Source organism: Microbulbifer sp. Q7, from assembly GCF_001639145.1.
Taxonomy (GTDB): domain Bacteria; phylum Pseudomonadota; class Gammaproteobacteria; order Pseudomonadales; family Cellvibrionaceae; genus Microbulbifer.
The window spans coordinates 1,816,759-1,833,898 of the sequence record NZ_LROY01000002.1 but is presented as its reverse complement, the minus strand read 5'-3'; the positions used below and the strand labels follow the sequence as shown (position 1 = coordinate 1,833,898).

Here is a 17,140-nt window from a genome sequence, read left to right as displayed (position 1 = left end):
CTGGATCCTTATGAAGTCGATTTACCCGGATATCGCCACCCTCCTGCTGGAGCTGGAGGCCGAGCTGCGCAGTCTTGAGTTGTGGGAGGCAGAACCGCCGGCGCCGGAGGCGCTGGCGAGCACCCAGCCGTTTTGTGTGGACACCCTGACCCTGCCCCAGTGGCTGCAGTTCGTGTTCCTGCCGCGCATGAGCCAGATGGTGGAGCTGGAGCACCCATTGCCGCAGAAGTGCGGCATCGCGCCCATGGCAGAAGAGTATTTCCGTGGAAGTCCTTTGCTGGTGGTCGGGTTGACGCGCAAATTGACCGAGCTCGACGAGCGCCTGGAGCGCGGGTAGGAAATGGGGGGTGGGCGCGGGCGATACGCGCCTGTCGCTTGATTCGTTGTGACTAGTTGGTACCATGCGGTCCAGTGAATAATCGGGTGTCATCCAATGTGCCCCCTCTGGCGCTGCCCAGCCCCCGTCGCTGGGGCCCGGTGCAGTTGCTTTCCGGATAAGGTAACATCCGGGGTTTGCAAAAATCGGGTGACAGGGACAGCCCGAATTTGATACCGCCAGGATTACTTAAAAACAGCACACAAGGGGTCGGTCTCCCGCCCTTAAGGTAGTAATAAACAGATGCGGTTTTTGCCTTCAATTTCTCTGTTGCTCGCCATGCAGCTGCTGGCCGGTTGTGAGAGCCTGCTGCCCTCTGGAAACTCGGGGGCCACTGTCGAGCCCGCCCCGCCTGTGGCGGAAACGCCACTGGACCCGGCCCAGTGCCCGCCGGTGGAAACCGTCGTCTGCGCAGAGCCGGAAATCAAAGTGGTGGAGCGGGTGATCGAGCGCAACTACGAGAAAGTTGTGGAGGTGCCTGTCGCCAAAGACAAGCTGGTACTGGGCTCGGAAGAGTTTTTCACCATTGAGCCGGGCGGTGTACGCCTGCGCTCCCTGGTCGACACCGGTGCTGCCACCAGCTCGCTCAGTGTGCTGGAGTTGACCCCCTTCGAACGAGACGGCAGCAATTGGGTACGCTTTAAACTGTCCGATGGCAGTGATGCGGCGCCGAAGAAAATAGAATTGCCGATCAAGCGCCACGTGCGCGTGGCGCGCCCGGGGTTTGACCGCCAGCGCCGGCCGGTGGTCACCATGAGCCTCACGGTGGGTGAAGTCACCCATATGGTGGAGGTGAACCTGGTCGAGCGCAGTGAGTTTGAGTTCCCGCTGCTGGTCGGGCGCAACTTCCTGAAAGATGCCGCGGTGGTCGATGTGAGCCGCAAGCAGGTGCAAACTACACCAAGGCTCCCTTCCTTCAGCAAATAATCCCTCGTATACCTGAAAGTGTGGGCCCGTCGCTGGCAGGACGGTCGGTAACAGGCAAAAATAAGCAGCCATAAGCTGCAAACAATCATTAATTGGGGAATGGCGAATGTCGCCACGGGCTCAGGTCTATATTCTCGCCGCGCTGCTTGCACTGATGGGCGCCGGCCTCACCATCTATAAAAACGTCGAACTGGGCTTCCCGCTGCTGCCGGGCGAATACCGCACCGTCTGGACCATTGAGGCCAAGGTGCGTTTCACCGCCGATGGCGGGCCTGCCAAGGCCGCGCTGACCCTGCCAAGGGAGCAGCGCAACATGGAGGTGCTGGGGGAAACCTTCAGCTCTTCCGGCTACGGTTTCAACGTCATCCGTGAAGACGACGAGTACCGCGCAGTCTGGGCCAAACGCCAGGCCAGTGGCGTACAGTCGCTGTTCTACCAGCTCGATGTGCACCAGACCCCTGGTGCGGCGCTTGAGCAGCCGCTGGATCTCAGTACCCAGGTGGTAAAACCCATGCTCGGTGCCCGCGAGCAGGAGGCGGTGCGCCAGGCCATCTTTTCGCTGGTGGGAACGGCCCGGGAGCGGTCTTCCGATACCCGCACTTTTACTTCCGAGCTGCTCGTGGCATTGGCCGATAATCGCAATCAGGACCGCAACCTGATCTTCGGCTACTACAAGGGGCGCTCCTATGTCGATGTGGCACTGCTGGTGCTGGCGGCCGCGGACATTCCTGCGCACCGGATCCGCGGCCTGTATCTGGAAGATGATCGCCGTCGGCTGGATCCGGAAGACCTGCTGGAGATCTACGATGGCAAACGGTGGGTGGTGTTCGAACCGCTGAGCGCGTCGCCCGGCGTGCCGAAAAACTTTTTCATCTGGCAGCGCGGTGGCAAGAGCCTGCTGGACGTCGAGGGTGGACGCAATTCCGGCGTAACCTTCTCGGTTATTTCCAATGATGTGCCGGCCCGCGACGTGGCCATGTTGAGCACCAGCCAGGAAAAAGAAGCCCTGGTGGATTTTTCAATCTACAGTCTGCCGATTGAGCAGCAGAGCATTTTCAAGCTGATTCTGCTGGTGCCGGTTGGCGCTCTGGTGGTGGTGTTGCTGAGGGTGTTTGTGGGCCTGCGCACCTCGGGCACCTTTATGCCGGTGCTGCTGGCCATTGCGTTTATCGAAACCCAGCTGCTCACTGGCCTCGCCATTTTTGTACTGATCCTGATTCTGGGGTTGTGGATTCGCTTCTATTTAAGTCGGCTTAACTTGCTCCTTGTGGCGAGGATCGCCGCCGTGGTGGTCACGGTGGTGATCCTGATGGGGGCCATCAGCGTGGTGAGCTACAAGCTTGGTATCGAGCAGGCCCTGACGGTGACCTTCTTCCCGATGATCATTCTGGCCTGGACCATCGAGCGCATGTCCATTGTGTGGGAGGAAGATGGCCCCTACGAAGTGGTCATCCAGGCCGGTGGCAGTTTGCTGGTGGCGGTTATTGCCTGGTGGGTGATGACCAACCGCTACATCGAGCACTGGACGTTCAATTTCCCCGAACTGCTGCTGGTCCTGCTGGGCTTCATCATGATTGTCGGTAACTACACCGGTTACCGCGTTGGTGAACTGGCGCGATTCCGCCAGCTGGTGCGCTGATGATCCAGCTTCCGTCTTTTTTCCGCGGTGGACTGGTCTCGCCCTTCGCGCTGAGGCGGCTGGGGGTGCTCGGGATGAACGCGCGCAATGTGCATTACATCGCGCGCTACAACGACCGCGACAAATACCCCATTGTTGACGACAAGCTCAATACCAAGCGCCAGGCCAAGCGCTATCGCATCCCGGTTCCGGAGCTTATCGCTGCCTTTGAAACCCAGCCCAGCCGTAAGCGGGTGATGGACGTCATCGGGCCACTGGATAAGTTTGTGATCAAGCCGGCGCGGGGCTCCGGTGGCAAAGGCATTCTGGTGATTGTGGGGCGTGACGGTGAAGACTACGTCAAACCCTCCGGCAACAAGGTGACCGCGCTGGATATCCAGCGCCATGTAAGCAATATCCACAGCGGCCTGTACAGCCTGGGTGGTAAGCCCGATCGGGTAATGATCGAAGCACTGGTGGATTTCGATCCAATCTTCGATAAATACTCCTTCGAAGGCGTGCCGGATATCCGCGTGATCGTGTTCCGTGGCTTCCCGGTAATGGCGATGCTGCGGTGCTCCACGCACGACTCCGATGGTAAGGCCAATCTGCACCAGGGGGCGGTGGGTGTGGGCGTCGACCTGGCTACCGGCAAGGCATCCCACGCCGTACAGCGCGGTGTCCGTGTGGAGATTCACCCGGATACCCAGATGCCGTTTGCTGATCTGGAAGTGCCGGATTGGGTCGAGCTGGTGAGGCTCGCCGCCAGTTGCTATGAAATGACCGGCCTCGGTTACCTCGGCTGTGACATCGTGCTGGATCGCAAGCGCGGTCCGCTGTTGCTGGAAGCGAATGCCCGTCCGGGGCTCGCCATCCAGATCGCCAACGGGATCGGCTTGCGCACACGGCTGGAGCATATCGAGCAGATGGACCTGGAGCAGCTGGAAAAAAATGTGGAAGAGCGGGTGGCGTATTCCATGGACTATTTTGCGGCAAAGCCAATGGCGTAAGAGCGGCCCAGCGTGACGTAGAGAGCGCGACGGACTTGATCCGACAAAGACAAAAAAGGCGAGCCAGTGGGCTCGCCTTTTTTTGTGCCTGGGACCCGCCTGTTTACAGGTTCTTCAGCGAATCCAGCTGCTCGGTAAAACGTACACGGGCGCTTTCCAGTTCCGCCAGCCGTTCCCGCTCTTTGTTGACCACCGCCTCAGGTGCCTTGTCGACAAAATTCGGGTTTTTCAGTTTGCCGGCCACTTGCGCCAAGTTTTTATCCAGCTTTTCCAGCTCCTTCTGGACCCGGGCACTTTCCGCCTCCACGTCGATCAGGCCGGCCATGGGAACCAGCAGTTCCAGGTCGCCGACCAGTGCGGTGGAGGAGGCCGGTGCTTCGGCGCCTTTTTCCAGCCACTCAATGGACTCCAGGCTGGCCAGTTTGGTCAGCAGGCTGCGGGTCTGCTTGAGCAGGGCCGCATCGCGCTCATCACCGTTACGCAGGATCAGGGGGATCTTTTTCGCCGGGGAAATATTGATTTCACCGCGAATGTTGCGCACCCCTTCGATAACCCCTTTCAGCCAGGCTATGGCCGCTTCGGCATTTTCGTCGATGCGGTGTTCGTTGGCTTCCGGGTAAGGCTGCAACATGATGGTTTCGCCAGCCTTGCCGGCGAGGTCTTTCACGCGCTGCCAGATTTCCTCAGTGATGTACGGCATCATCGGGTGCGCCAGGCGCAGAATGGTTTCCAGCACCCGGATCAGGGTGCGGCGGGTACCTTTCTTGACTGCGTCGCTGGCGTTGTCATCCCACAGTACCGGCTTGGACAGTTCCAGATACCAGCTGCAGTATTCACTCCAGACAAAATCGTACAGTGCCTGGGAGGCGAGGTCGAAGCGGTAGCTTTCGATGGCTTCCTTCACCGCGATCTCGGTGCGCTGCAGCTGCGAGATGATCCAGCGGTCGGCGATGCTGAGTTCGAAATCATCGCTGCCGTCCTGTCCGCAATCGTGGCCTTCGCAGTTCTGCAGCACGTACCGCGATGCGTTCCAGATTTTGTTGCAGAAGTTGCGGAAACCTTCGATACGGCCCACGTCGAATTTGATATCGCGGCCGGTAGAGGCCAGCGAGTAGTAGGTGTAACGCAGGGCATCGGTACCATAGGCGGCGAGACCTTCCGGGAATTCCTTGCGGGTCTGCTTTTCAATCTTCTCGCGCAGGTGTGGCACCTGCATGCCCGAAGTGCGCTTCTGTACAAGGCTCTCCAGGTCGATACCGTCGATCAGGTCGATGGGGTCCAGCACGTTGCCCTTGGACTTGGACATCTTCTGGCCCTGGCCATCGCGCACCAGGCCGTGTACGTACACGGTTTTAAACGGCACTTCTTTCTTGAAGTACAGGGTCAGCATCATCATGCGCGCGACCCAGAAGAAAATAATATCGAAACCAGTCACCAGCACGCTGGTGGGGTGGAAGGTGTTGAGCTCCGGTGTTTCTTCCGGCCAGCCGAGGGTGCCGAAGGTCCACAGGCCGGAGGAGAACCAGGTGTCGAGTACGTCGTCGTCCTGGCGCAGTTCGATATCTCCCAGGTTGTGTTTCTCGCGCACTTCCTCTTCCGAGCGGCCAACATACACCTTGCCGTCGTTGTCGTACCACGCCGGAATACGGTGGCCCCACCAGAGCTGGCGAGAGATACACCAGTCCTGGATGTCGCGCATCCAGGAGAAGTACATGTTCTCGTAGTTCTTCGGCACAAATTCCACGCGGCCGTCTTCCACTACCTTGATGGCTTCATCCGCCAGCGGCTGGGTTTTCACGTACCACTGATCTGTCAGCCAAGGCTCGATCACAACGCCACTGCGGTCACCGCGGGGGACCTTCAATGTATGCGGCTCGATTTTTTCCAGCAGGCCAAGGGCATCCAGGTCTTCCACCACCTGCTTGCGCGCGGCGAAACGCTCCATGCCGCGGTATTTCTCCGGCACGTTGTCGTTCAGGTTCGCGTCCTGATCCAGGATGTTGATCATCTCCAGATTGTGGCGCTGGCCCATTTCGTAGTCGTTGAAGTCGTGGGCCGGGGTGATCTTCACGCAGCCGGTACCGAACTCCAGATCGACATAGTCGTCAGCGATGATCGGAATTTCACGGTCCGCCAGCGGCAGCTTGATGGTCTTGCCGATCAGGTGCTTGTAGCGCTCGTCTTCTGGGTGCACCGCCACGGCGGTATCACCGAGCATGGTTTCCGGGCGGGTGGTGGCGACTACAAGATGGCCGGAGCCATCGGTCAGCGGATAGCGGAAGTGCCACAGGCTGCCCTGTTCTTCCTCGTTCAGCACTTCCAGGTCGGAAATGGCGGTGTGCAGTTTCGGGTCCCAGTTCACCAGGCGCTTGCCACGATAGATCAGGTCGTCTTCGTACAGGCGGATAAAGACTTCCTGTACCGCCTTGTAGAAGCCGTCGTCCATGGTGAAGCGCTCGCGGGACCAATCCGGGCTGGCGCCGAGGCGACGCAGCTGGCGGGTGATATTGCCGCCGGACTCTTCCTTCCACTCCCACACTTTTTCGATAAATTTGTCGCGCCCCAGCTCGTGGCGATTTTTGCCCTCGGCGGCCAGCAGACGTTCCACCACCATCTGGGTGGCGATGCCCGCGTGGTCGGTACCCACCTGCCACAGGGTGTTGTCGCCTTTCATGCGATGGTAGCGAATCAGCGCGTCCATGATGGATTCCTGGAAGCCGTGGCCCATATGCAGGCTGCCGGTGACGTTGGGCGGCGGAATCATGATGGAGTAGGGGGCGGCCTGGGTATCGCCGGAGGGCTTGAAGTAACCACTCTCTTCCCAGGTTTTGTACCACTGCTGTTCGATGGCGTTTGGCTGGTATGTCTTGTCCATGCGCGGGGGAATGCCTTGCTTTGAATCGCTTTGCCGCCCGGGGCCGGCTATGCGGTCACTCGAGGCGAATGAGTCTGTGAAAAAGGGGCGGAATTATACCGCCGGCGACAGCCGGGGCAAAAGGTATGGCCGGGTTAGTCGGATTTAACGTCTTCCGGGTAGATTTCGTTGACCATCAGGGTGATGTTGGTACGCAGCTGTCGCTCAAGTTCCGGTAGCTGCTCGGCCATCAGTTGCTCAATGAGGCGCTCGCGCGCGCTGGGGACCGGTGCGGTGTCCTCTCCAGGAGAGGTATCCGCGGCCGCGCCGTCGCTAGCCGGGGCTTCGGGTGTGGTTGGCGCCGCTGGTTTCGCGGTGCTTTCCTCTGGCGCTGTGCCGGAAGGTTCCATTTCCGCACGCGGGACCCTGCCGCCGGTGAGGCGGGCGCGAATGTGTGGTGGCAGAAAGGGGTTCTCGGTCAGCGCGGCGGGCAGTGGCTTTTGCACGCTGGCGGCCGGCTTGGTGGTGGGCGGACTGGTTACTGCCGGCTTGGGTGCAGCCTGGCTGCGGGTATCCGCGTCGGGCTTGCTGTCGGCTACCGGCTCCGCTTTTTGAGGGGCTGGGGCCGGCTTGCGCGGGGCGTCGAACAGGCCCGGTTGAAACTCTTCCTTGGCGCTTTCCTGGCTCAGTGGGGCAGGCTTTTGATCACTGAGTTCCGCTGCCTCTGGCTGATCTGCGCTCTCCGCAGGTGGCTCGTGGCGCGGCAGGTTCTGCAGCGGGCGCAACAGTTCGCGGTCGGTTTCGCTCAATAGCGGGGTATATTCCTCGACCGGTTCCTCGTCGACGGGGCTGAACAGGATTGGCAGATCGGCTTCCTGTAGTGGACGCTGCGGGGTGGCTGGTGGGCGTGGTGAGGCAGGTGCACGCAAGTTCCCATGCTGGCTTCCCGGGCGATCCGGCTTGCCATCCACCTCTTTTGCGGGCGCTGCCACCTGATCCAGCAGGGGGATATCCGCTTCCATGTCGCTGCCGAGCAGCTCCCGGAGGGAGTTAAGCTCGCTGAGCAGCTCTCCGGGCGGCTGGCCCTGGCGATGCTTTCTGTTTTTCTTGCGACCGGACATGGAGCTGGCTTTGGTTTCCGCTTGGGATCAGTTGGGTATTTTGTGTGATTGTAACGGATATCCGCGATCGCGGAAGAGACTGTATCGCGTTCTCGAGCGGGCGAGGGAGTCAGGGTGCTGGCAGACGATTTCCGCCAGGCGGTCAAACTGGCTGAACCAACCGGGAACTTCGGTGCACAGGTTGATGAGGAGGCCGTGGTGCTGGCCGGGATCTTCGCCGCTATTGATTTCGATGGCAGCCTGCTGGTCGAGGTTCTGTGGGGCATGGGGCAGGAAGCTGTCTTCCCGAAAGGTCCACAGGCGTTCGTCCAGTTGCTCGGCCTGCTGCGGGCTGTCCACGGCGATCAATACCCGCAGGCCGTTGCGGAACGCTTTTTCGGCAAGACGGCAGGCAAAGTCCGGAATTGCATCTGGATTCTCTGAGGCCAAAACGTAGAAGTCGATACGGGTCATCGGCGATCGCTTTCAATACACAAATGGTCATTGCGAAGGCGCCGATGCTCGGTGCAGCTTTGTGAAACCTTCCGCGAGAGGGACCTCGCGGAAGAGCCCCCAGGGATGGGTTTACGGCGTGTTTCACAAAGCTGCACCGGGTAGCGGCGCCGCCACTTCGGTTGTTCCGTGCTCCGGAATCTAGAGCGGTAGCGGTGCAGGGGCTGGTGACGATTTGCGAGACACGCCGTAAACCCATCCATGGGGGCTCGGACGCGGCCATCCGGGCCGCGTACGGTCTCGCAAATCGTCACCAGCCCCTGCGCCTTCGCGTCAGCTGTTTTGCTTCGGTTGAACCAGAATCTTCACTTTTTATTCAGGATGTATTGCAGCAACAGCGGCACCGGGCGTCCGGTAGCGCCTTTGGCGGCACCGGATTTCCAGGCGCTGCCGGCGATATCCAGGTGGGCCCAGTTGTAGTCTTCTGCAAAGCGCGCCAGGAAGCAGGCGGCGGTAACGGAGCCGGCTTCGCGGCCACCGATGTTCTGCATATCGGCAAAATTGGAGTTCAGCATCGGCTGGTACTCGTCCCACAAGGGCATGCGCCAGGCGCGGTCACCGGTAGTTTCACCGGCAGCCAGCAGCTCGTCGGCCAGCTTGTCCTGATTGGCGTAAAGGCCAGTGGCGTGGTGGCCGAGGGCGATGACACAGGCACCGGTGAGGGTGGCAACGTCGATCACCACGCTGGGCTTGAACTTGCCCGCCCAGGTGAGGGCGTCGCACAGCACCAGGCGGCCTTCCGCGTCGGTGTTCAGGATCTCGATGGTTTTGCCGCTCATGGAGGTGACGATATCACCGGGCTTGCTGGCGCGACCGCTGGGCATATTTTCCGCGGCGGCAACCACACCGACTACGTTGACCGGTGCATTCATTTCCACCAGCGCGTTCATCACGCCAAACACACTGGCTGCGCCGCACATGTCGAACTTCATTTCATCCATCTGCATGCCCGGCTTAAGGCTGATGCCGCCGGTATCGAAGGTGATGCCCTTGCCCACCAGCACAATCGGCTTCTGGCCGGTCTTGCCACCTTTGTAGTTCATCGCGATCATCGCCGCCGGCTCGTCGCTGCCCTTGGCGACGCTCATGAACGCGCCCATGCCGAGGGATTCCATTTTCTTGTTGTCGAGAACCGTGGTGGTCAGCTTTGCATGTTTTTTGGCCAGCACCTTGGCCTCGGAGGCCAAATAGCTGGGGGTGCAGATATTGCCGGGTAGGTTGCCCAGCTCGCGGGCAATATTGCTGCCCATGGCCTGGCCGCTGCCAAGATCCACACCCTTCTGTGTGGCCTTCAGCTGCTTTTTGTCGGCAGCGTGTACGGTGAATTTGGCCAGCGGGTAGGGTTTGGCGTCGCTGTGACAGCGGGTGAATTTGTAGCCAGCGAGACCGGCAGCCAGCGCAATCTGCTGTGCCTGCCAGGTCGCATCCACGCCTTCGACAGAAACCTCGGAGAGGTAGCTGGTGGCGTCTTTCAAGGCCTTCACCCCATTGGCGCTGGCACTGGCCAGCTTGCGGAACTCGGTGGCGGAAACGGGTGTTTTACTGGTGCGCACCAGCAACACACGCTCGGCGCTGCCTTCCAGAGTGGGGACCAGCAGGGTGCTGCCGGCGGCACTGCCGAGGTCGCCGCGCTTGAGCAGCTTCGCCAGGTTGCCGCCATTTGCCTTGTCGAGAATACTGCCGCTATCGGTGAAGCGATTTTTGTTGTCGACGGCGAGAATGGCGCAGGCGCTGCGCTGTTTGCTGATATCGGTGACCTTGGCGGTGAACTGCATGTAAGTGGTTCCTTGATGTTCTTTGGGGCCCGCGGCTCTGAAGGGCTCGATGCGAGCGGTCTGTAGCGGCGCCGGTTACGAGCGGGCCGAGACATTGCCGGGCTTTTTGGTGATAATGCGCCGCACAAGTTTAACCCGAGAAGGATCGGATTGCTTGATCCGGTGTCCTATCCGGATGTATCTAAACTGGAATTTGGCATTCCACTCGCTTCTTTTTCGAACCGCAATCAGGGACGCTGGACGCTCAGTGATTATTTTCCGCTACCTCTGTCGCGAACTGCTCGGCGCGACCCTGGCCGTCAGTGCCGTGTTATTGCTGATGGTGATGAGTGGCCGTTTTGTGAAGTACCTGGCAGAGGCCGCGTCGGGCGAGCTGTCTGCAGGTATTCTGTTCTCGCTGATGGGCTACCGTTTGCCCGGCTTTCTCGAACTGGTGATCCCACTTGGGTTCTTCGTCGGCATTCTGCTGGCCTACGGGCGTCTTTATATAGAAAGCGAAATGACGGTGCTGCACGCCTGTGGTTTCAGTGAGCGCCAGTTGTTGCGCTATACCCTGGTGCCGGCGCTGCTGGTGGCGGCGTTTGTTGCCGCCATGAGCCTGTATCTGACCCCCACCGGCATTGAGCGCACCTCGCACCTGCTGACGGCGGATAAAACCCGCAGCGAATTTGATCACCTGGTGCCGAAGAAGTTTGTCGCCACCAGTGGCGGCCGCGCGGTGTATTACGCCGAAGGCCTCAGTGACGACAAATCCACCATGAACGATGTGTTTCTCGCCGAGCTGGGCAATTCCCGCGGCGACATGGAAACGGATCACCAGATTGTTACCGTGGCCCGCGAAGGGGTGCAGCGCATCGATCCCAAGTCCGGGCTGCGTTACCTGGTGCTCCGGGATGGCTACCGGTACGAGGGTGTGCCGGGCCAGAGCGACTACCGGCAGATGGCTTTCGACAGTTACGAGGTGCTGCTGGAAATTCCGCGCCTGCGTACCAAGTCCAGTGAAAAGCTGCAGTCCATGTCTACCGCCGCGCTGTGGAAAAGCGACAACCCCCGCGAACGGGTGAACCTGCACTGGCGTTTCAGCTTGCCGGTGCTGGTATTGATCGTGGCCATTCTGGCGGTGCCCCTGAGTCGTACCAATCCCCGCCAGGGACGCTATGCCAAGATGATCCCGGCGGTGCTGCTGTACATCGTTTATCTGGTTGCCCTGCAGAGTGTGCGCGGCGCCATTGAGGACGGCAAGATTGAACAGGCCTGGGCGATCTGGCTGGTGCACCCGCCGTTTCTGATTCTGGGGCTGTTACTGCTGGGTGGGCGCAATCACAAGCCGCGCAAGCGTCGTGCCGAGCCCCCTGCAGGTGACGCGAATGGAGGTGCTCATGTCCCGGCTTGATCGTTACATCGCCCGCACCGTTACCATGGCGATTCTCGCGGTGCTGCTGGTTATTCTCGGACTGGATGTGATCTCCGCGATCGTCGACCAGCTGGGCGACCTCGAGGAGGGGTATCAGTTCATTGACATGCTGGAGTACATACTCTGGACGCTACCGGATCGCATCTATAGCCAGCTGGGTTTCTCTGCGCTGGTGGGCTGTATGGTGGGTCTGGGTACCCTTGCCGGCACCAGTGAGCTGACGGTGATGCGGGCCGCGGGTATTTCCATTGGGCGTATCGCATGGGCGGTCATGAAGCCGGTGCTGGTGCTGATCGTACTGGGGCTGGCGCTGGCCGAAGTGGTGATTCCGGTAACCAACCAGACGGCAGAGAGCCGCAAGGCGATTGCCCAGGGTGAGCTGGAAAATTCCGGGCTGGAGCAGGGGTTGTGGCTCCACGATCGCGATGAGTTTGTCCACTTTAATGCTGCCCTGCCCGGTGGCACCCTGTTTGGTATTACCCGCTATCGGTTTGATGAGGACCGTCAGTTGCAGCGGGTGGTGTTTTCCGAGCGCGGGCTGTATGAGGGTGGCCGCTGGACGTTGCAAAACAGCCGGCAGACCAGCCTTACCCCTGAGCGTGCCACCAGCAGCCAGGAGGCGCGTTCTTACTGGGAGTCGGATATCTCACCGGATTTGTTCTCCCTGGTGGTGCCCATGCCGGCGGATCTGTCGCCGCGCAATCTCTGGTCCTACGGCAAGTTTCTCGATCGCAAGGGCGAAGATTCGGCCCGTTACTGGCTGGCGTTCTGGCGCAAGGTATTGCAGCCGCTCACCATCGCCGGCCTGGTGATGATGGCGATCTCGTTTATTTTCGGGCCTTTAAGGGAAGTGACCACCGGCTTGCGGGTGTTTACCGGGGTGATCGTGGGGATCGTGTTCCAGACGGTGCAGGATATGCTCGGCCCGTCGTCGGTTGTGTTCGGGTTCTCCCCGTTTATCGCCGTACTCGTGCCGATTCTGGCGAGCTTTCTACTGGGCTGGTTGCTGTTGAAGCGGGCGCGCTAACCGCGCCCTTCACTTCTACATCGCAGGCTCCTGCTCAGCCTACAGTTTCTTTTCTTTCTTATTTTTTGGCAGTCGCCGCACCTCGGAGTCCGAGGCCAGGTCGTGCCAGCTGGCGCCGTCGGCGCGCAGGTAGCCCCATAGAAATCCGAGGCAGAACACACCCAGGGACACCGGGCCAACCAGCGCGCGGATAAAGCACTGGTACCAGCTCAGCTGGACACCGTTGTTGTTGGCCACCATCAGGCGCCAGGCGCGCATGCCGATGGTTTGCCCCGCGGCGCGCCAGGACCAGAAAAAATAGCCCGCCGTAACCAGCAACAGACCGAATCGATACAGGGGGCCGCCGACGCAGGGGGTATAGTCCAGGTGTTCCGGTTGGCACTGAAGGCCGCCAAAGGTGGTTACCACCATCAACGCAAAGAATCCGTACACCATCCAAAGACCGGCAACGATCAGAATGTCATAAATCAACGCCATCAGCCTTGGCAGCACGCCGGCGTGGGGAAGTTGGTTGAACTGGGTGGGCGCCTTGACTGATTCGGGCACGGGAGTCTCCGCTGGTTTGAACTGGCGGGGATTCTAGCAAAAAGCAGGGGCGAGAGGGGCGGAGAGAGGTAGGGAGGGCGTGAGCCCTCCGCTCAGAACTCGTACTGTACGGAAATCTTGAATTTGTCGTCGGACAGTCGGAAATCGTAATCCAGCGCGCTGTTGAGCCGGCCGCCGCTCTGGGTATAGCGCAGTAGAGGATGCTGCTTGCTGCGCTTGTGTTGTTCCATATAGGTTTTGAAACCCATCTTCAGGATTTCGTTCACTGCGCGGCCGCCGGTCACGTTTTGTGATTGGTCCGGGCGGGTGTGGAGTTCGAGCCATTGATGGTTCAGGCGTCGATGTACCATGCCCATGGAGTTATTGCGCAGGTTTTCCGCGGATTCATACAGGGCCTGGTTGTCCATGCCAAAGGCGCTGTCGATAAAGAAGGCGTTGTCGGCCTGAAGGTTCAGTGCGCTGGTGGAATCGGGAATGAAAATATCGTCGGCGAGCAGGTGGGTGGAAACAGGAAGAAATGCCAGTGCGATCGCGGCCGGCAAGCGGCAGGCATGACGTCTATTGAAGCGAAACCGAATACTGCGAGTTTCCATTTTTCCACCCCGGGGCGTTTTACTTGGCTCAGAACGCTGATGAACAGCTACTGAATTTATTATGGCTCACCCTTTTATAAACCGTTGTATCTCACAGTTTCCGGTACTTTGCCAATGAAAAGCCTGACTACCGTGGTTTTTCTGGTCATGTTCGTTAAGGCCGCGCCGTTGCTGAATATTTAGAGTCTTGCCCGGTTTACGGGGGCTGCGCTGAGGTTTCCGCCAATGTTTTTTAGGAACAAAACTTTTTAGTTTTAGGGGCGCTTTATAAAAAAATTGTCTAGTGGCCCAGACATTGGATCATTAGTGGCTGGGTTGGTTCATCAGTCACAGGACGAATGGCGTCAAAGTGGTCGGAAATGAATGGTGGGTCGATGAGCAAGGCTGCGCGCTGATCGGGCAAGTAAGAACCCGTGCACCGCCCACTTGTTGACAGCGCTGTCTTTTCCGTTAAGGTGGACACTCGATCGAATTGTATTGTTCCTGCTTCACCATATAAGAACACTAGCGGCATCGGTGCACGATGCTTCATCCATAAAGAGAAGATTGATGAAACGGCTTCCCCTTTTTACCAGCCTGGCGTTGTCCGCCTTTATCACATCCTGCGCAGACCCCGAGTCCGCCGGCGAGTATCCATCAGGCGCTGCTGCCGCGGCGCCGGAGCGCATTGCCACCCATTTTGATGTCACCCAGGAAGTGCTCGTCAACTTCCAGGGCGCCGATGCGGCACTTCGCGCCCAGTGCAAGAAGGCAGGGGGTAGCGGGGCGACCTGCTCCACGTACCGGATCAGCCTGATCAACAACGGCCCGGCCATTGGCGCCGATGAGCGCGACTGGCAGCTGTATTTCCACAGTGTGCGCCGCGCTCTGGTATTGCTGAACAGCGATGCCTTCACCCTGGAGCGCGTCAATGGCGATCTGCATCGCCTGACGCCGACCGCATCTTTCGCTGGGATCGCCAGTGGTGAAACGCTGCCACTGGAGTTTCTTGCCGAAAACTGGATGCAGTTTGAATCGGACTTCCAGCCGCGCCTGTTTGTGGTAGGTGCGGATGGAGAGCCCCTGGTCATCCGTTCCACGGACACCGACGACCTGAGCGATATGGTGCTGCCGATCACCAAGAACGACCCGAACAACTGGAAGCGGGCAGCGGATGATGCCAACACTCTCGCCACCGCCGCGAGCCGCTTCGCACAGTTTTCCGCGGATGTTGCGCCCGTAGCCGAGAGCGGCTGGCGCAGCCGTATTATTCCCCAGCCCGTGTCGATGACCCTGCCACAAGGTGCACCGGTGGTATTGCCACAGGGTATTGCCCTGGCGGCAGAAGGTTTGAGCAGTGGCAGTGTTGCGGCACTGGAGCAGCGCATAGCGATACTTGGCCTGGCCGCAGACGGCGCCGAAGGATATCCGGTGGCGGTGGCCGTGAATGGAGCCGAGTTCAAGGGGCAGCCAGCAGGCGCCTACCGGCTTTCCGTCACTGAGGAGGGCGCTAGCGTGAGTGGCGCCGACGCGAGCGGCGCTTTTTATGGCGTCCAGTCATTGCTGGCGCTGGTGGACCTGAACAGTAACAGCCTGCCGCAGGCGGTGGTCGAGGATGCACCGCGCTTTCCCCACCGCGGCATGTTCCTGGATGTGGGGCGTAACTTCCACAGCAAGGAAGTGGTGCTGAAAATGCTCGACCAGATGGCGGCGTACAAGCTGAATCGGTTCCACTTCCACCTCTCGGATGACGAGGGTTGGCGGCTGGAAATTCCGGGCCTCCCGGAGCTGACCGAGATTGGCAGCCAGCGCTGTTTTGATCTGGATGAAAATCGTTGCCTGTTGCCTCAGCTGGGCTCCGGCCCCAATACCGATAACTTCGGTAGTGGCTTTTACAGTGTGGACGACTATGTTGAGATCCTGCGTTATGCGGCAGATCGCCAGATCGAGGTGGTGCCGGAGTTCGATATGCCCGCCCATGCCCGCGCCGCCGTTGTGGCGATGGAGGCACGCTACCGCAAGTTACAGCCGTCCGATCCGGCCGCGGCCGAGGCTTATCGCCTGATCGACCCGCAGGACGATACCCAGTACCTGTCGGTTCAGTTTTACAACGACAGCTATATCAACCCCTGTATCGATTCGACCTACCGTTTTGTGGGCAAGCTGATCCGCGAAGTCAAAGTCATGCACGATACCGCTGGTCATCCGCTGCAGAGCTGGCACTTTGGTGGCGATGAGGCCGTCAATATTCTGGCCTCCGATAGCTTTGAAGTCGGCCCGGGGGAAAACCCGGAGAAGGGGGATGTCACCGCGGAACAGCGCAACAAACCCTGGAGCAATTCCCCGCAGTGCCAGAAACTGATCGCCAGTGGCGAAGTGAATGCCATTGATGAGCTGGGCGAGCTCTACGCCAAGCGGGTCAGCAAGCTGGTGGCGGATGCGGGCATTCCCACCATGGCGGCCTGGAACGACGGCGTGAAGAAAATCAGCGACGCCGACCGGGAGCTGGCGACCGAGCACAACTACGTGAATTCCTGGGCGCCGCTGTTCTGGGGTGGTGGTGCCGAGAGTGTGCATTTTGCCGAGACCGGATTCGACCTGGTGCAATCCCACTCCGATTTCCTGTACTTCGATATGCCGCAGGAAATCGATCCGAAAGAGCGTGGTTACTACTGGGCATCGCGCTACACCGATACCCGCAAAACCTTCAGCTACACGCCGTTGAATACGGCCCAGCTGGCGGAACTGTATCCCAACCGGGACGGCCGCGGTTGGACCGCGACCTCGCCCTCTGAGGAATTTACCGCCAGCGTGCGCGGTATCCAGGGCCAGCTGTGGAGTGAAGTGGTGCGCACCGATGAGGCGGTGGAGTATCAGGTGTATCCGCGTTTGCTGGCACTGGCCGAGCGCGCCTGGCACCAGGCGTCGTGGGAGCTGCCACTGAAACAGGGGCAGACGTTCTCCGCGGAAACCGCCTTTGTCGACAAGCAGGCATTGGCGAAAGACTGGTCCGGTTTTTCCGCGGCGCTGGGGCGGAAGGAATTGCTGAAACTGGATCGTGCCGGTATTGGCTACCGGGTGCCGGTGCCCGGTGCAATCGTCGCAGACGGACAGGTGAAAACCGCCTTGCCGTACCCTGGCCTGGCGCTGGAGTACTTTGACGGGCACGCCTGGCAGGCGCTGACCGATGGTGTGGCGCCAGAGTCTGTGAAGTCGATCCGTGCGCGCAGTGCCGATGGCGAACGCGCCGGGCGTGCGGTGGCGCTGGATACGGCCCAGGCCCTCTAGACCATTGTTCTGGTAGCGGGTGCCCGGCAATCGGGCGCCCGCCTTTCAATACCGGCTAACTCCCTTTTTTCTCCCCCTGACTTTCAGCTCAGGATCCTCCTAGTCCCACTACCTTGCGTT

The 17,140-nt window shown here is 59.9% G+C and carries 13 protein-coding genes; 7 read left to right on the top strand and 6 right to left on the bottom strand.

The features are described from left to right. Positions 1-10: 10 nt before the first annotated feature. The 4 genes from AU182_RS13325 (at position 11) to AU182_RS13310 (ending at position 3,931) form a co-directional block, all read left to right on the top strand. Positions 11-337: a YqcC family protein gene (locus AU182_RS13325; RefSeq protein ID WP_066966118.1), complete on the top strand. Its 327-nt coding sequence runs from the start codon at positions 11-13 to the stop codon at positions 335-337. Positions 338-628: 291 nt separating this feature from the next. Beyond that, positions 629-1,303, top strand: a complete 675-nt coding sequence (locus tag AU182_RS13320; protein ID WP_193754347.1) for a RimK/LysX family protein — start codon at positions 629-631, stop codon at positions 1,301-1,303. A 106-nt stretch (positions 1,304-1,409) separates the two neighbouring features. After that, on the top strand, positions 1,410-2,942 hold the full coding sequence (locus AU182_RS13315) for an inactive transglutaminase family protein (protein ID WP_066966112.1): 1,533 nt from the start codon (positions 1,410-1,412) through the stop codon (positions 2,940-2,942). Then, entirely contained in the window at positions 2,942-3,931 is a 990-nt protein-coding gene (locus AU182_RS13310; RefSeq protein ID WP_066966108.1) for an alpha-L-glutamate ligase-like protein, read from the top strand. The genes AU182_RS13315 and AU182_RS13310 overlap by 1 nt, the downstream gene beginning before the upstream one ends. Before the next feature lie 103 nt (positions 3,932-4,034). Here AU182_RS13310 and AU182_RS13305 read toward each other — a convergent pair whose 3' ends face one another. The 4 genes from AU182_RS13305 to AU182_RS13290 all read right to left on the bottom strand — a co-directional run bounded on the left by AU182_RS13305 (position 4,035) and on the right by AU182_RS13290 (position 10,173). Continuing rightward, positions 4,035-6,806 (bottom strand): valine--tRNA ligase, encoded by a 2,772-nt coding sequence (locus AU182_RS13305; protein ID WP_066966105.1) that lies wholly within the window; start codon positions 6,804-6,806, stop codon positions 4,035-4,037. A 134-nt stretch (positions 6,807-6,940) separates the two neighbouring features. After that, entirely contained in the window at positions 6,941-7,906 is a 966-nt protein-coding gene (locus tag AU182_RS13300; RefSeq protein WP_066966102.1) for a hypothetical protein, read from the bottom strand. A gap of 27 nt (positions 7,907-7,933) precedes the next feature. Next, positions 7,934-8,359 carry a DNA polymerase III subunit chi gene (locus AU182_RS13295; protein ID WP_066966099.1) on the bottom strand — a complete coding sequence of 142 codons (426 nt, stop codon included), beginning with the start codon at positions 8,357-8,359 and terminating at the stop codon, positions 7,934-7,936. A gap of 344 nt (positions 8,360-8,703) precedes the next feature. After that, positions 8,704-10,173 (bottom strand): leucyl aminopeptidase, encoded by a 1,470-nt coding sequence (locus AU182_RS13290; RefSeq protein WP_066966096.1) that lies wholly within the window; start codon positions 10,171-10,173, stop codon positions 8,704-8,706. A gap of 247 nt (positions 10,174-10,420) precedes the next feature. Between AU182_RS13290 and lptF the strand changes: the two genes are divergently transcribed. Then, positions 10,421-11,566 (top strand): LPS export ABC transporter permease LptF, encoded by a 1,146-nt coding sequence (gene lptF / locus AU182_RS13285; RefSeq protein WP_066966093.1) that lies wholly within the window; start codon positions 10,421-10,423, stop codon positions 11,564-11,566. Continuing rightward, positions 11,553-12,614, top strand: coding sequence for an LPS export ABC transporter permease LptG (gene lptG / locus AU182_RS13280; RefSeq protein WP_066968126.1), 1,062 nt, complete (start codon positions 11,553-11,555; stop codon positions 12,612-12,614). Before lptF ends, lptG begins: the two co-directional genes overlap by 14 nt. A gap of 39 nt (positions 12,615-12,653) precedes the next feature. Here the strand turns inward: lptG and AU182_RS13275 are convergent, their stop codons facing one another. Both AU182_RS13275 and AU182_RS13270 read right to left on the bottom strand, forming a co-directional pair. Next, positions 12,654-13,160, bottom strand: a complete 507-nt coding sequence (locus AU182_RS13275; protein ID WP_066966090.1) for an RDD family protein — start codon at positions 13,158-13,160, stop codon at positions 12,654-12,656. Between the two features lie 92 nt (positions 13,161-13,252). Then, positions 13,253-13,753 carry a hypothetical protein gene (locus AU182_RS13270; RefSeq protein WP_227718267.1) on the bottom strand — a complete coding sequence of 167 codons (501 nt, stop codon included), beginning with the start codon at positions 13,751-13,753 and terminating at the stop codon, positions 13,253-13,255. Between the two features lie 549 nt (positions 13,754-14,302). On the opposite strand from AU182_RS13270, the gene AU182_RS13265 reads away from it, so the two are divergent. Then, complete coding sequence (locus tag AU182_RS13265; RefSeq protein WP_066966087.1) at positions 14,303-17,020, top strand: family 20 glycosylhydrolase; 2,718 nt, start codon at positions 14,303-14,305, stop codon at positions 17,018-17,020. The last annotated feature ends 120 nt before the right edge of the window (positions 17,021-17,140 follow it).